The following is a 13,835-nucleotide window of genomic DNA, read 5'->3' as shown; positions in this document are numbered from 1 at the left end:
TATGTCAAAAGGATTGCTGATTATACTATCCGGCCCTTCCGGTGTCGGCAAAGGTACGGTATGCACAGCGCTGCGGCCGAAGATGCCTGAACTCGTCTATTCTGTTTCTGCCACCACACGCTTACCGCGTGCGGGTGAAGAGAACGGAGTCAATTATTTTTTCAAATCCAGAGAGCAGTTCGACGATATGATTGAAGGCGACATGCTGCTGGAATATGCGGAGTACGTAGGCAATTATTACGGTACTCCGCGTGACTTTGTAGAGAAAACCCTGGAGAGCGGAAGAGATATTATTCTGGAGATCGAGGTTCAGGGAGCGCTCAAGGTCAAGGAGAAATTCCCCGAAGGCATCTTTGTGTTCCTTCTTCCCCCGTCCATGGACGAGCTGAAGGACCGCATCCGCGGCCGGGGCACAGAGCATCCTGATGTGATTAGTCACCGGATGTCTGTGGCCGAGGATGAGATTGGTCTGATCCGGCATTATGATTATGCTGTGGTGAACGATGAGATTGATTTGGCTTGCAAGCGAATAGAAAGCATTATTATCGCCGAACATTGTAAGGTTAGATGATCGGTTCTACAGGATTGGTTCATTATCCACAGTAAAAGATGAAGAGGTGCCTTACATGCTATATCCATCCATTGACGAACTGGTGACTAAGGTCGACAGTAAGTATTCCCTGGTTGTGGCTTCAGCCCGCCGGGCCAGAGCACTCCGTGAAGGCGGCAAGACCGATATCGTTGCGCCTAAATCGCATAAGTATGTCGGTGTTGCCCTTGAAGAAATCTATGAAGACCGCATTATAGTAACGCGCGGCGAGGAATAGAAACAGATTCACAGCCTAAGCCTGGAGAGGCATGGGTGTATGATCTATCCGCACTTGTCCAGCTTGAAATGGTGCCGCCACGATAAGGGCGGCAGGACCATTTCTGCCGGGCAGGCTGCTCATAACAAATAATAGCCCGTACCGGGCTGTTCCTGACAACCGGAAGGTTGTTATTTTTTTCTCTATCTATAGGGAAAGATTGAGGCTGTATATAGATTCTGTAGCGGGGGGAGAGCACAAATGAAGAGCCTACAAGGGAAGTCAATTATACTCGGAATCACCGGCGGAATTGCTGCGTATAAGGCGGCGGCGCTGACCAGCAAGCTTACCCAGAAGGGGGCCGAGGTGCATGTCATTATGACGTCATCGGCCAAGCAGTTCATTACGGAGCTGACGCTCCAGTCGTTGTCGAAGCAGAAGGTATACAGTGATACGTTCCAGGAGCGCGACCCGTCTTCGATTTCGCATATTGATCTGGCAGATGCTGCCGACCTGGTCCTGATTGCTCCGGCTACGGCCAATATTATCGCCAAAATGGCCCACGGCCTGGCAGACGATATGCTGTCCACCACACTTCTTGCTACAACAGCCCCTATTATGGTAGCCCCGGCGATGAATGTCCACATGTATCAGCATCCGGCGGTCCTCAGCAATATGGATATCCTTTATAACAGAGGTGTTCAGTTTATTGAGCCTGGAGAAGGGCTGCTGGCCTGCGGGTATGTGGGCAAGGGACGGCTCGAGGAGCCGGAAGAGATCGTGAAGGTGGTTGAGAATTTTTTTGTACTGCAGAAGGAGAAGACCTCCGGACCGCTTGCCGGCAAAAAAGTGGTGATTACCGCAGGAGGCACGGTAGAACGCATAGATCCCGTCCGTTATATCTCCAATGATTCCTCGGGTAAAATGGGCTTCGCCCTCGCGCGCACCGCGCGTACCATGGGAGCTGCGGTGACGCTGATTGCCGCGCGTACCGATGAAGCGCCGCCTCGTGATGCCGGTATCGATCTGGTCCGCGTCCAGTCAGCACAGGAGATGCACGATGCGGTCATGGCCCGCTGGAGTGAATGCGATATTCTTGTGAAAGCAGCGGCGGTTGCGGATTACCGACCACGCGAGAGCAGTGACTCGAAGATTAAGAAGAGCGGCAGCACCATGACGCTGGAGCTGGTGAAGACAACTGATATTCTGGAGAGCCTGGGCAGAATCAAGGACAAGCAGTTCCTGATCGGCTTTGCCGCCGAGACCGGAAATGCCGAAGTTTATGCCAAGGATAAGCTGGTCCGCAAGAACCTCGATCTGATCGTAGCCAACGATGTAGCCGTAGAAGGCGCGGGCTTCGGTACGGATACCAACATCGTCAAGGTGTATGATGCCGAAGGTCTGGTGCTTGACCTTCCGCTGGCTTCCAAAGATGAGGTGGCGCGCCGGATTCTGCGGCTGGCGGCTGAGCGTGTTACCGGAGCCTTAATATAATGGATATTGCCAAGGTCATTGTCGATGTTCCTGTACGCAGCACCGACCGGCCGTTTGACTATATTATCCCGAATGCACTGAAGCTGTGGATTGAGGTGGGCAGCCGTGTGGCTGTTCCGTTCGGTCCCCGCACGGTCCAGGGGTTCGTAGTGTCCCTGGAATCGGGCGAGACCGGCAGTGTCTCCCGGATGAAGCCGATTGTAGAAGTGCTGGATTTGCTTCCTCCGCTGTCGCCGGAGCTGGTTGAGCTGGCCGACTGGATGAGCCAAAGGTACGCCTGTAGACGGATCTCCGCACTGCAGGCGATGCTTCCGACTGCCTTGAAGGGCAAAGCCGAGCGGCTGATCTCGCTTGGGAGTACAGAGGCGGCGGCCAGCGCCCCCGCAGATGAGCTCTTTCCGCTCTTCCTGGAGGCGGATAACGAAGAACAGCAGATCATTGACTTCGTTAGGCGACACAGTGAGGTATCCATGAAGCTGCTGACCCGCACCTTCCCTGAGGCTGCAGAGACGATTAAGTTCATGGTGCGGCGCGGTGTACTGGCAGAGAGCCAGTCGATTAAGGATAAGATGGGCAAAAAGAAGATCAAGGCCGTTGATTTGGCTATTGGCTTGTCAGCAGCGCGGGAGTCGCTCGCCAGCTTCCCGGCGCGTTCGGCGCGCCAGAAGGAGGTGCTTTCCTACCTGATTGAAATGGAAGCCCTGCTGCCGATGCCGCTCAAGGATATTCTGGCGATCCTCCAGGTTACTGCGGGCACGGTCAAAGCACTTGCAGACAAGGGTTATATTGAAATCAGTGAAATTGAAGTCTACCGTGACCCCTACCAGGGAAGGGACTTCAAGCCAAGTACCCCGCTTCCGCTGACAGCGGAGCAGGAGATTGTATACAAGCGGATTGTGCGCACTGTAGAGCAGCAGACGCATGAAGTCTTCCTGCTGCACGGGGTGACCGGCAGCGGGAAGACGGAGATCTATCTCCAGACGATCCAGCGCTGCATCGAGCAGGAACGGCAGGCTGTGGTGCTGGTGCCTGAGATTGCGCTTACTCCGCAGATGGTGGAACGGTTCAAGGGCCGGTTCGGGAGCGGGGTAGCCGTGATGCACAGCCGGCTGTCTGTTGGCGAACGTTATGACGAGTGGCGCAAGATCCGCGAAGGCAAGGCCATGGTTGCGGTCGGAGCACGCTCGGCCGTGTTCGCTCCGTTTGCCAATCTGGGCCTCATTATTATGGATGAAGAGCATGAAGGCTCTTATAAGCAGGAGGAGAATCCGAAATATCATGCCCGTGATGTGGCTGTCCGCAGGGCAGAGCAGGGCGGCGCCGTAGTTATTCTGGGCTCTGCAACACCTTCACTGGAGAGCTATCATGCTGCCAGATCGCAGAGTGATATCCACTTCTCGCCAATTCTGCTGGAGATGCCGAGCCGTGCACTCGGCAACGAGCTGCCGAAGGTGGCAGTGGTTGATATGCGTGAGGAGCTGAAGGAAGGCAACCGCTCCATGTTCAGCCGCAGCCTGCACGCCGCTCTGGTAAGCAGGCTGGAGCGCGGTGAACAGACGGTGCTGCTGCTCAACCGCAGAGGCTTCTCGACCTTCGTCATGTGCCGGAGCTGCGGCTACGTTGCCGGCTGTCCGGAATGCGATATCTCGCTCACCTATCACAGCCGCAGCGACAATCTGCGCTGTCACTACTGCGGGCATGCGCAGCCCGCGCCCAAGCTGTGCCCGGAATGCGGCAGTGAGCATATCCGCTTCTTCGGGACAGGCACACAACGGGTAGAGGAAGAGCTGGGCAAGCTGTTCCCCGGCATCCGGGTTATCCGTATGGATGTGGACACGACCACGGAGAAGGGCTCGCATGAGAAGCTGCTGAACCAGTTCAGGGACAAGAAGGCCGATGTGCTGCTGGGTACACAGATGGTCGCCAAAGGACTCGACTTCCCCGATGTAACTCTGGTTGGGGTCATTACTGCGGATTCTGCGCTCAATCTTCCTGATTTCCGGGCGGCTGAAAAGACCTTTCAGCTCTTGACACAGGTTGCCGGCCGTGCGGGGCGGCATCAGCTCCCCGGCGAGGTAGTGGTGCAGTCGTATACACCGGAGCATTATTCGATTATCCATGCCAGCGGGCATGATTACCGTTCATTCGTCCGGGACGAGCTGAAGCACCGCAAAGAGCTGCATTACCCGCCCTATTGCCGTCTGATTCTGGTCACTCTCTCGCATGAGCAGCTTCCGCTGCTGCTGAAGCTTGCGGAGAACTATGCGCTCAGCATTCAGGGCAAAGCCAGACAGCTGCGCTGGTATGGCAGTCTGGATAAACTTTCCTCGGATGCACTGGATCTGCTGGGACCGGTGGCCTCGCCGCTGCCCCGGCTGAAGGGGCGTTACCGGTTCCAGTGCATTATCAAATGGCGCGGTGCAATTGATGCCATTGCGCTGGCCCGCCAGGTGGCGGAGGAGCTGGAGGATTCCGTCCGCGATAAGGGTCTGCAGATCAGCATTGATGTCGATCCTCAGATGTTGATGTAATTCTCCGGCGTGTTACAATAGTAAGGCGGTTTTGCCCTAAGGAACCGATAAGTATTAATGATATGTTTACAACAAGGATGGTGTTAGTGTATATGGCAATCAGGCTGATTGTGAAAGAACCGGATGAAGTATTGCACAAGAAAGCAAAGATGGTAACCACTGTTACCCCCAATGTACAAAAATTGCTCGATGATATGGCCGATACGATGTATGACGCGGAAGGTGTAGGTCTCGCAGCCCCGCAGGTAGGCATTCTGAAACGGCTGATTGTAATAGATGCCGATGAAGAGCATGGATTGATCAAGCTGATCAATCCCGAGATCGTTAGTATGGAAGGGGAGCAGTTCGGACCCGAAGGCTGCCTGAGTATTCCCGGCCTGAACGGGGATGTCCGCCGTGCGGAGACAGTGACCGTACGCGGCCTGAACCGCGAAGGCGAGGAAGTGACCATTACCGGAAGCGGCCTGCTGGCCCGGGCTTTTCAGCATGAGATTGACCACCTGAATGGCGTGCTGTTCACGGATATTGCTGAGAAGGTCTATGAATACACAGCAGAACGCAGTGAAACTGAGGAGTGAATGAAATGAGAATAGTGTTCATGGGAACACCAGCCTTTGCAGTCCCCTCCTTGCGGATGCTGCTGGAAGAGGGCTATGAGGTAGTGGCCGTGGTGAGTCAGCCGGACCGGCCTCAAGGCCGCAAGAAGACGCTGGTGCCATCCCCGGTGAAGGCGGCTGCACTGGAGCTGGGACTGCCTGTCCTTCAGCCTGAACGGCTGCGCCGCCCTGAATCAGTGGCTGAGCTGGCTGCCTATGAGCCGGATCTGATTGTTACCGCCGCATATGGTCAGATTCTTCCCAAGAGCGTTCTTGAGCTGCCGGCGAACGGATGTGTGAATGTTCATGGATCACTTCTGCCCAAGTACCGGGGCGGTGCTCCGATACAGCGCTGTATCATGAACGGCGAGAAGGTGACTGGTGTGACGCTGATGTATATGGCGGAAGGACTGGACACCGGAGATATGATCTCACGGGTGGAGGTAGCGATAGAGGATGACGATACCTCAGGCACGCTGTTTGAGAAGCTAAGCATTGCTGGCCGGGATCTCCTCAAGGCAGAGATGCCGCGACTGGCAGCCGGCCGTGTGGAAGCTGCCGTGCAGGATGACAGTGAAGCAACCTATGCGCCGAATCTAAGCCGGGAAGATGAACGCATCGACTGGAGCCGTGGCTCGCTGGAGCTGTACAATCAGATTCGCGGTCTGGTGCCGTTCTCGGGTGCGTTCACCCTGTGGAACGGCGAGACCTTCAAGGCATGGGCTGCGGTGAAGCCGCAGGCGGAGGAACAGCCCGGCGGCAGCGCAGCTCCAGGCACTGTGCTGTCGGTGAGCGAACGCGGCGTTGAGGTGAAGACCGGTGACGGGACGCTTCGGCTTACAAGCGTCCAGCCTGCCGGCAAAAAAGCGATGAGCGCAGCCGACTTCAGCCGTGGTGCAACCCTCGCACCAGGCACGGTGCTAGGTTGAGCGCGGGCGTTAAGGGAGGCGGCGGACCGCGTACGCGTACTTCCGGCAATCCGCCTGCGGCCTCCGGCACAAAGCATGCCTCCGGCAGAACCGGCGGAGCGGGCCGGAATCGTCCGGGCGGCAAGCCTGCTGCGCCAGCTTCTGCGCGTGAGGTTGCCCTTGATATTCTGGTGCGCGTAGAGCAACAGGGTGCTTACAGCAACCTGCTGCTGGGAAGCAGCCTCCAGAAAGCGGACCTCAGCCGGGAGGATACGGGACTTGCTACAGAGCTGGTGTACGGAACCCTCTCACGGATGATTACCCTCGATTATGTCCTCAGCAGCTTCGTCAGCAAAGGGATAACCAAGCTGGAACCTTGGGTACGGAGTCTGCTGCGGCTAAGCCTGTACCAGATCATGTATCTGGACCGGGTACCTTCGCATGCAGCCGTTAACGAGGCTGTGAATATCTCCAAGAGACGCGGCCATCAGGGCATCTCGGGTATGGTCAACGGCGTGCTGCGCAGTGTGCTGCGGGCTGGAGATCTCCCGGTATTGCCTGAGGGGATGAGCCGGGAAGAACGGATCTCGATCCTGCACTCCCATCCCCTGTGGATGGTGAAGCGCTGGTCGGCGGAATACGGCCCGGACACGGCAGACGCCATGTGTGCCGCGAATAATGAGCCGCCCGCAGTCAGTGTCCGGGTGAATACAACGATGATTAGCCGGGAGGCGATGCTGACTGAGCTGCTGGAAGCCGGTCTGGATGCCGCCGAATCAAAGGTGAGCCCTGCGGGGCTGGTCATCAGGGGCGGCGGCAATCTGGCGCTGACCTCCTGGTACCGGGACGGCTATCTGTCCGTTCAGGATGAGAGCTCGATGCTGGTAGCCGAGGTTGTCGCTCCCGAAGCCGGGATGAAGGTGCTGGACTGCTGCGCTGCCCCCGGCGGCAAAAGCGCCCATATGGGCGAGCTGATGAAGGACGAGGGCTCCATACTGGCCAATGACCTGCATGAGCATAAGGCTAAGCTCATTGCCGAGCAGGCAGCACGCCTTGGCCTGGAGTGCATCACCACCGCAAGCGGGGATGCGCTGGAGCTAGGCGCCGCCCTCCAACCGGAATCCTATGACCGGATTCTGCTGGATGCTCCTTGCTCGGGGCTTGGGGTCATCCGCCGCAAGCCTGATTTGAAATGGCGCAAGCAGCCGGAGGATATTGCAAGCGTAGCTGCGCTGCAGCTTGAACTGCTGCAATCGGTCTCCGGGCTGCTGAAGCCGGGAGGTGTGCTGGTCTACAGCACGTGTACTACCGAGCAGGCGGAGAACAGCCGGGTTGTTGCCGATTTTCTGGAGCGCAATCCCGGCTTCGCCCCGGTCAGCTTCAAGTCAGCCGTCTGGGAACGGCTGGAGGGAACCGCGCTTGCTGCCGGTGACGGCATGCAGCTGCTCCCGCATCATTATGGCAGCGATGGCTTCTATATTGCCCGGCTGGAGCGACTCTTGTAATATAGCGATTGTGCTTCCGGCCTACAGCTTCCCGCCCGCAGATTCCTCCGCGCGGCGGGCTTTTCTTTTACCGGTTCTGAGTTTTGTGTTAAAATAGGAAGAATGAGAAACAATACGCATATAATTTATGAAAGCACAGGTGCAAAAATACAATGAAACCTTTAATATATGATTTTTCTTTAGAAGAGTTACAGCAATGGGCTAAGGACAACGGAGAGCCGGCTTTTCGCGGCGGGCAGATCTTTGACTGGCTGTATGTGAAGCGGGTCAATGACTTCGAATCCATGAGTAACCTCTCCAAGACACTCAGAGCCAAGCTGGTTGACCAGTTCAGTATTTCGGCACTCACCGAGATTACGAAGCTGGAGTCCAAGGACGGCACAGTGAAATTCCTGTTCGGTCTGCATGATGATCATGCGATTGAGACAGTTATTATGAAGCATAATTACGGCAACAGCGTGTGTGTGACCACCCAGGTAGGCTGCCGGATCGGATGTACCTTCTGTGCATCTACCCTTGGCGGTCTCAAGCGGGATCTGACTGCAGGGGAGATCGTTGCCCAGGTTGTCCGCTCCCAGCAGATTCTTGATGCGCGCGGCGAACGGGTCAGCAGTATTGTCATTATGGGGACAGGCGAGCCCTTCGAGAATTATGATGCAACCATGAGATTCCTCCGTCTGATGATCCATGAGAAGGGCCTGAATATTGGCCAGCGCCATATCACCGTATCCACCAGCGGAATTGTGCCGAACATCTACAAATTCGCCGATGAAGATACTCAGATTAATCTGGCGATCTCGATTCACGCTCCCAACGATACGCTCCGCTCCAAGCTGATGCCGGTGAACCGCCGTTATCCGTTCGACGATGTAATTGAGTCCCTGCGCTATTATCAGGCTAAGACAGGCCGCCGGATCAGCTTCGAGTATGCCTTGATCGGAGGCGTGAATGATCAGAAGGAGCATGCAGAGGAGCTGGCCGGTGTGCTGAAGACCATGCTCTGCCATGTGAATCTGATCCCGGTCAATCATGTGCCTGAGCGCAAATATGTCCGGACTTCCCGCAATGATATCTTTGAATTTCAGCGTATACTGGCCGATCATGGCGTGAATGTTACCATCCGCCGTGAGCAGGGCCATGATATTGCGGCCGCATGCGGACAGCTGCGCGCCAAACATATGGAGTTGGGGTGAGGATATTTGATCAGAACAGTTCAAGCCAGCGACATTGGCCGGGTACGAACCGTCAATGAAGATTCAGTCTGGATCGGCGCCACGCGCCACGGTTATACCCTCGGCATTATTGCCGACGGAATGGGGGGACATCTGGCTGGCGATACCGCGAGCAGGCTTGCACTTGAGACGGTCAGGGGGATTCTGGACCAGCTGGAGCCTGATCTCCCGGAGGCAGAGCTGAAGGAAGCGCTGACTGCCGCCATCATGGAAGCCAATAACACAGTTCACAGAGAAGCTCAGAGCGATGAGAAGCTCCATAATATGGGGACCACCATCGTTGCTGCACTGCTGAAAGGGTCGGCAGGCTATATCGGGCATATCGGAGACAGCAGGGCTTATCTGATCCGGGACGGAGAAGCCAGCCAGCTAACCGAGGATCATACGCTGGTGAATGAGCTGTTCAGGAACGGCCAGATCAGTCTGGAGGAGCTGGATAATCATCCCCGCCGCAATGTGCTTACCAGGGCGCTGGGGACAGATACAGTGGTATCCGCGGATCTGGCATATGTTACGCTTGCAATTGGTGAACTCCTGCTGCTGTGCAGTGATGGGCTCAGCAATTATGTCAGTCTGGAGCATCTGGGCAAGGTAGCCGGAATTAATGAAATATCTCTGGAAGAAAGAGCGGAGCGATTACTTCAACTGGCATTGCTTGCGGGCGGCAGCGATAATATAAGCGTTGCTATGCTGGAACACCAAGGAGAGGCCGCAGTGCCCGAGACAAAGGAGTGGGAAAGATGATCGGTCACGAATTGGGCGGCCGTTACCAAGTCATCGAACGGATCGGCGGAGGAGGCATGGCGCTCGTCTATAGAGCCCATGATATTCTGCTTAACCGGAATGTTGCTATCAAAGTACTGCGCAATCAATTTGTGCATGATGAGGAATTCATCCGCCGGTTCCGGCGGGAGGCGCAATCAGCTGCATCATTATCTCATCCCAACGTAGTCAGCATATACGATGTCGGCCAGGAAGATGAAATTCATTATATCGTTATGGAGTATATTGAAGGAAAGAACCTGAATGAAATTATTAAAGAGCGGGCACCGATGCAGGTGGATGAATCCGTACGGATTGCCTCGCAGATTTGTGATGCGCTGGATCATGCGCATATGAACCAGATTATTCACCGCGATATTAAACCACATAATATACTAATAGGACGTAACGGGCGGGTTAAGGTTACCGACTTCGGGATCGCCCGGGCAGTTACTTCTACAACGATTACCCAGACGGGATCTGTGGTCGGTTCCGTGCATTATTTCTCGCCGGAGCATGCCAAGGGCGTAACTACAGGCGAGAAGTCGGATCTCTACTCCTTGGGCATCGTACTGTATCAGATGCTTACGGGTGTACTGCCTTTCTTAGGGGAGAGTCCGATCAGCGTGGCGCTGAAGCATCTGCAGGAGGAATTCGAGGAGCCGCGACTGCTGAATCCGCTGATTCCGCAAAGCGTTGAGAATGTCATTCTGAAGTCGATGCGCAAGAACCCGGAGGAGCGCTACCAGTCTGCCAAGCAAATGCTGCAGGATCTGGAGACCTGTCTGCTGCCTGAACGGCGCAGCGAAGCCAAGATGCTGTTCCAGGATGATGATGATGAGGACAGAACACGCATCATTCCGGCGATCAAGCCGCTCCAGCGCGGGCTAAGCAGCCGTGGTGGCGGAGAGGAACGAATCCGCAGTATGGAGGAAACTCCGCCGCCTGCTGCTGTGAAGCGTAAGGGCCGCGCAGCACTGTGGATCAGCCTTACGCTGGTCGTATTAATTGCCATGACCGGAATTGTGTGGTATGTCAATTCCAAGCTGTCGGTCGATGAAGTCTCGGTGCCTGCAGTGACAGGGAAGACCTTCCAGGAGGCCAAGGCTGAGCTTGAGGGGGTGGGACTGTTTGCCGAGGAGCCCGCACTGGTTGAGTATAATCCTAATTTCGAAGAGAATATTGTCTGGAAGCAGAACAAGACCAATACGATGGTCAAAGAAGGAACTCATATTATCCTGACGGTAAGTGCCGCCAAGGTTCTTCCTAAGCTTAAGGATGTCTCCAACCTGAGTTATGACGATGCCGTCAAGGAGCTGATCGCCCTCGGTATTGCCCAGGATAGAATTGCAACACCGGATGAACGCTTCAGTGAGGAATTTGCCAAGGGGAAGGTCATTAGCTCTGAGCCTGCCGCAAACTCAGAATATGATCCTGATACGGTAACTATCAAGCTAATTGTGAGCAAAGGCAAAGAAAACACCCAGATGCCGGATCTCCTAGGGAAGACCGAGAAGGAAGCCAAGGCTGCGCTGGAAAGTGCAGGTCTGGTGCTGGATGCGGTCAAACAAGAGCCGAGCTTCACTTACGAGAAGGGTAAGGTTACGAAGCAGTGGGCCTACGAGGCAGGGGATCTGGTCCCTCCAGGCGAGAAGATTACGATCTACATCAGCACAGGTTACCCTCCGGAAGCTTTGGAATTTACGTTTAATGTTCCGGTAGCACCGGCTGCTGAAGGCAAGAAGAGTAAGATTCGTATCGTGTTTGCCGATGCGCGCAACGGCGGCGAGAACCAGGAGTGGGGCACACGCACGATTGGCAAAAGCCAGACCTTATCCGTGAACATGCTGCTTGCCCCTAATAAAGACGGCATGGTATCGGTATACCGGGACGGGGAGTTCCTGGAGACTTATCCGATCACTTATGTCGATGTCAAGAATAACACTGTGCAGCAGCCTGAACCGCCTCCGGTGGAGACACAGACGCCTGCACCGACGGTTGCTCCTACCGAGCCTGCTCAGCCTACTGAGACTCCAGCTCCCGACCCGACAGCTGAGCCGGCAATTATTCCGCCGGACACCGGAGAAGGAGAGGTGCCGGGCGAGACGGACCAGACGGGTTATGTTCCGGGTAACGGACAGAATAACAATGAGTTGGCTTCCGCCCTCAGCAATGGCAACAGTAATGGTAAGGGGAAAAGTAACGGTAAGGGGCCTGACAACAAGCCAGGCAAAGATAAAGGCCATAAATAATAGAACAGATAAGCTTCAGCCGGGCTGCCGGGAATACGGGCAGGGTTGAAGCAGCGAAATGACCCGGGGGACTACACACTTGGGTCATTTGCGCAATATACAGGAGAGGAAGGCTCAGCATGTATGCTTGAAGGAATCATAATTAAAGCGTTAAGCGGATATTACTATGTTAAGCCGCTCAAGGATGAACAGATTGTAACTGAGGAAGAAGCGGTACAGTGCCGGGGGCGCGGCATCCTGAAGAAGAAAGGCATTGCGCCGTTGGTCGGTGACCGGGTAATCTATGTGCTGACTGAGAACGGAGAGGGCATGGTAGATGAACTGCTTCCCCGTGAATCGGAGCTGATCCGCCCGCAGGTGGCTAACGTGAAGCTGGCAGTGCTGCTGTTCTCCGTGCGGGAGCCGGATATGAATCTTAATCTGCTGGACAAGTTCCTGGTTCATATCGAGCATTCAGGCCTGGAGACGCTGATTGTGCTCACGAAGCAGGATCTGGCCGACGATGAAGGCCAGGCCACGGAAGCCGTCAAAGCTCTATATGAGCAGATTGGTTACGAGGTCATGGTCACAAGCTCACTGAACGGATCAGGTGCGGATGAGCTGCGTCAGCGACTGGCCGGAATCATCAGCGTCTTCTCAGGACAGTCGGGCGTAGGGAAGTCCACATTGCTTAACCGGCTTGTACCGGGTCTGGCGCTGGAGACAGGGGAGATTAGCCTCCGTCTCGGACGCGGGCGTCACACTACACGCCATGTAGAGCTGATGGATATAGGTAATGGCGGGTTTGTGGCCGACACTCCGGGCTTCAGCCAGCTGGATTTCCTGGAGCTGGGCGTGGATGAGCTGTCCGTGTGCTTCCGTGAGTTCGCTACTTATGCGGAGAATTGCAAATTCCGCGGCTGCAGCCATCTCCACGAACCGGGCTGCAAGGTGATAGAGGCCTGGGAGTCCGGGGATATTGCAGATAGCCGTTATGAGCATTACAAGCTGTTTTATAATGAAATGAAAGATAAAAAGCGGAGGTACTAAACTCATGGTAAAAATTGCTCCTTCCATATTGTCAGCAGATTTCGCAGCGCTTGGCGCAGAGGTGGCCGAAGCGGAAGCCAGCGGTGCGGACTGGATTCATGTAGATGTGATGGACGGACATTTTGTGCCGAATATTACGCTGGGTCCCGCGATTGTGTCAGCGGTGAGAGCTCATACTTCTTTACCTCTGGATGTACATTTAATGATTGAGAACCCGGAACGCTATATTGCTGATTTTGCGGCTGCGGGCGCATCTGTGATTACAGTTCACGCCGAAGCCTGCGTACATCTGCACCGTGTAATCCATCAGATCAAAGAGCTCGGCCTGATGGCAGGGGTGGCCATTAATCCGGCTACACCGGCTGCGGCAGTGCGTGAGGTCCTGGAGGATGTGGATATGGTACTTGTGATGACCGTCAATCCGGGCTTCGGCGGGCAGGCCTTCATTCCGCGCACACTGCATAAGATTACGCAGCTCCGGAAGTGGGCTGAAGAGATTCATCATAAGGGTCTGCATATCGAGGTAGACGGCGGAGTGGCCGAAGCTACGGCACCGCTCGTAGCTGAAGCAGGGGCGGATGTGCTTGTGGCAGGTAATGCAGTGTTCGGCCGCAGCGACCGCGCAGGAGCGATCAAAGCCATTCGTGAGGCGGCGGACAGTGCAGTCCGGCAATAGGCGATGATGCCCATTTATTAATCAACGAATTGACCCTCAATCTG

General features: G+C 55.4%; 12 protein-coding genes. All 12 read left to right on the top strand.

Going from position 1 to position 13,835, the window contains the following annotated elements; translation table 11 throughout:
* The first annotated feature begins 1 nt into the window (after position 1).
* The 12 genes from gmk to rpe all read left to right on the top strand — a co-directional run bounded on the left by gmk (position 2) and on the right by rpe (position 13,791).
* Positions 2–571 carry a guanylate kinase gene (gene gmk / locus MKX42_RS20155; RefSeq protein ID WP_340754058.1) on the top strand — a complete coding sequence of 190 codons (570 nt, stop codon included), beginning with the start codon at positions 2–4 and terminating at the stop codon, positions 569–571.
* A 55-nt stretch (positions 572–626) separates the two neighbouring features.
* Positions 627–827: a DNA-directed RNA polymerase subunit omega gene (rpoZ, locus tag MKX42_RS20150; protein ID WP_036694519.1), complete on the top strand. Its 201-nt coding sequence runs from the start codon at positions 627–629 to the stop codon at positions 825–827.
* 240 nt (positions 828–1,067) lie between these two features.
* A complete protein-coding gene (coaBC, locus tag MKX42_RS20145; RefSeq protein ID WP_340754057.1) occupies positions 1,068–2,300 on the top strand; it encodes a bifunctional phosphopantothenoylcysteine decarboxylase/phosphopantothenate--cysteine ligase CoaBC in 1,233 nt (410 codons plus the stop codon).
* Positions 2,300–4,831 carry a primosomal protein N' gene (gene priA / locus MKX42_RS20140; RefSeq protein WP_340754056.1) on the top strand — a complete coding sequence of 844 codons (2,532 nt, stop codon included), beginning with the start codon at positions 2,300–2,302 and terminating at the stop codon, positions 4,829–4,831. The genes coaBC and priA overlap by 1 nt, the downstream gene beginning before the upstream one ends.
* A 92-nt stretch (positions 4,832–4,923) precedes the next feature.
* A complete protein-coding gene (gene def, locus MKX42_RS20135; protein WP_340754055.1) occupies positions 4,924–5,409 on the top strand; it encodes a peptide deformylase in 486 nt (161 codons plus the stop codon).
* Between the two features lie 5 nt (positions 5,410–5,414).
* Entirely contained in the window at positions 5,415–6,356 is a 942-nt protein-coding gene (gene fmt / locus MKX42_RS20130; protein WP_340754054.1) for a methionyl-tRNA formyltransferase, read from the top strand.
* The gene (gene rsmB, locus MKX42_RS20125) at positions 6,353–7,840 is read left to right on the top strand and encodes a 16S rRNA (cytosine(967)-C(5))-methyltransferase RsmB (protein ID WP_340754053.1); all 1,488 of its coding nucleotides are present in this window, start codon (positions 6,353–6,355) and stop codon (positions 7,838–7,840) included. Before fmt ends, rsmB begins: the two co-directional genes overlap by 4 nt.
* Before the next feature lie 152 nt (positions 7,841–7,992).
* Positions 7,993–9,033, top strand: coding sequence for a 23S rRNA (adenine(2503)-C(2))-methyltransferase RlmN (gene rlmN, locus MKX42_RS20120; protein WP_340754052.1), 1,041 nt, complete (start codon positions 7,993–7,995; stop codon positions 9,031–9,033).
* Between the two features lie 6 nt (positions 9,034–9,039).
* On the top strand, positions 9,040–9,816 hold the full coding sequence (locus MKX42_RS20115; protein WP_340754051.1) for a Stp1/IreP family PP2C-type Ser/Thr phosphatase: 777 nt from the start codon (positions 9,040–9,042) through the stop codon (positions 9,814–9,816).
* A complete protein-coding gene (gene pknB, locus MKX42_RS20110) occupies positions 9,813–12,086 on the top strand; it encodes a Stk1 family PASTA domain-containing Ser/Thr kinase (protein WP_340754050.1) in 2,274 nt (757 codons plus the stop codon). Before MKX42_RS20115 ends, pknB begins: the two co-directional genes overlap by 4 nt.
* Positions 12,087–12,209: 123 nt before the next feature.
* Positions 12,210–13,115, top strand: a complete 906-nt coding sequence (gene rsgA / locus MKX42_RS20105; RefSeq protein WP_340754049.1) for a ribosome small subunit-dependent GTPase A — start codon at positions 12,210–12,212, stop codon at positions 13,113–13,115.
* A 4-nt stretch (positions 13,116–13,119) separates the two neighbouring features.
* Complete coding sequence (rpe, locus tag MKX42_RS20100; RefSeq protein WP_340754048.1) at positions 13,120–13,791, top strand: ribulose-phosphate 3-epimerase; 672 nt, start codon at positions 13,120–13,122, stop codon at positions 13,789–13,791.
* The last annotated feature ends 44 nt before the right edge of the window (positions 13,792–13,835 follow it).

It is taken from the genome of Paenibacillus sp. FSL R7-0204, from assembly GCF_038002225.1.
Lineage (GTDB): Bacteria > Bacillota > Bacilli > Paenibacillales > Paenibacillaceae > Paenibacillus_AQ.
Note: the sequence above shows the minus strand (reverse complement) of the source record. Positions and strands in the feature narration are given on the sequence as shown.

Coding starts and splice junctions, on each gene's coding strand:
- rlmN (WP_340754052.1), top strand. CDS start 7,993: ATGAAACCTTTAATATATGATTTTTCTTTAGAAGAGTTACAGCAATGG.
- pknB (WP_340754050.1), top strand. CDS start 9,813: ATGATCGGTCACGAATTGGGCGGCCGTTACCAAGTCATCGAACGGATC.
- priA (WP_340754056.1), top strand. CDS start 2,300: ATGGATATTGCCAAGGTCATTGTCGATGTTCCTGTACGCAGCACCGAC.
- rsgA (WP_340754049.1), top strand. CDS start 12,210: ATGCTTGAAGGAATCATAATTAAAGCGTTAAGCGGATATTACTATGTT.
- gmk (WP_340754058.1), top strand. CDS start 2: ATGTCAAAAGGATTGCTGATTATACTATCCGGCCCTTCCGGTGTCGGC.
- def (WP_340754055.1), top strand. CDS start 4,924: ATGGCAATCAGGCTGATTGTGAAAGAACCGGATGAAGTATTGCACAAG.
- coaBC (WP_340754057.1), top strand. CDS start 1,068: ATGAAGAGCCTACAAGGGAAGTCAATTATACTCGGAATCACCGGCGGA.
- fmt (WP_340754054.1), top strand. CDS start 5,415: ATGAGAATAGTGTTCATGGGAACACCAGCCTTTGCAGTCCCCTCCTTG.
- rpe (WP_340754048.1), top strand. CDS start 13,120: ATGGTAAAAATTGCTCCTTCCATATTGTCAGCAGATTTCGCAGCGCTT.
- rpoZ (WP_036694519.1), top strand. CDS start 627: ATGCTATATCCATCCATTGACGAACTGGTGACTAAGGTCGACAGTAAG.